This window comes from Fictibacillus arsenicus, from assembly GCF_001999465.1.
In the GTDB taxonomy this organism is placed as follows: domain Bacteria; phylum Bacillota; class Bacilli; order Bacillales; family Fictibacillaceae; genus Fictibacillus; species Fictibacillus arsenicus.
In genome coordinates this window covers 1-728 of record NZ_MQMF01000068.1, presented here as the reverse complement: position 1 = coordinate 728, position 728 = coordinate 1, and the positions used below count along the sequence as shown (strand labels likewise).

At 69.2% G+C, this 728-nt stretch carries 1 protein-coding gene; it reads right to left on the bottom strand.

The window, feature by feature from the left end; genetic code table 11:
• Positions 1 to 683 (bottom strand): 3-hydroxyacyl-CoA dehydrogenase NAD-binding domain-containing protein (locus UN64_RS21850; protein ID WP_077365985.1); only part of this gene is annotated, 683 nt, incomplete at its 3' end.
• Between the last annotated feature and the right edge of the window lie 45 nt (positions 684 to 728).

The window sequence follows — 728 nt, the reverse complement described above, 5'->3', positions numbered from 1 at the left end:
ACGCGCCAGGTGCGGTCGATGTCCGCCGGGTTGCCCACTCCGTGCATGTACAGCTTGGAGCCGGCCTGGAGCCACGGGATGAGCAGGGAGTTGAGGAAGTAGCCCGGGATCTCCTTGCGCACGTGCACGGGGACCATGCCGGTCTCCTCGGCGAACTGCAGGGCTCCGGCGACGGCCTCCGGCGAGGTCTTGGGGGTGCCCATGACCTCGGCGGTGTTCTGCGCCCAGATGCGGTTGGCGTAGTGCAGGGCCAGGAAGCGCTCCGGATGGCCGCTGGCGTCGGCGAAGTCCGAGGGCAGCAGGGAGGAGGTGTTCGTGGCGAACAGGGTCGTGGCGGGGGCGAGCTCGCCCACCTGGGCCCACACCTTGCGCTTGAGCTCCAGGTTCTCCGGGACGGCCTCGATCACGATGTCCGCGTCCGCCAGGGCCTCGCCGAGGTCCGAGGTCGGGGTGATGCGGGCGATGGCCTCGTCGAAGCGCTGCGCGTCGTAGCCCTCCCCGAGGTCTGCTTCGTAGCCCTGGCGGATCCACGCCCAGCGGCGCTCGATCCCCTCGAGGGCGGCGGGGACGGCGTCGTAGGCCATCACCTTCTTGCCGTGGTACGCCGCCTGCATGATGATCTGCGAACCCAGCACGCCGGTGCCCAGCACGGCGACCTGCTCGAAACGGGTGAACTCGGACATGTGTGTCGACCTTCTTCTCTCGCGGTCCGAATGGGACGCCCAGGT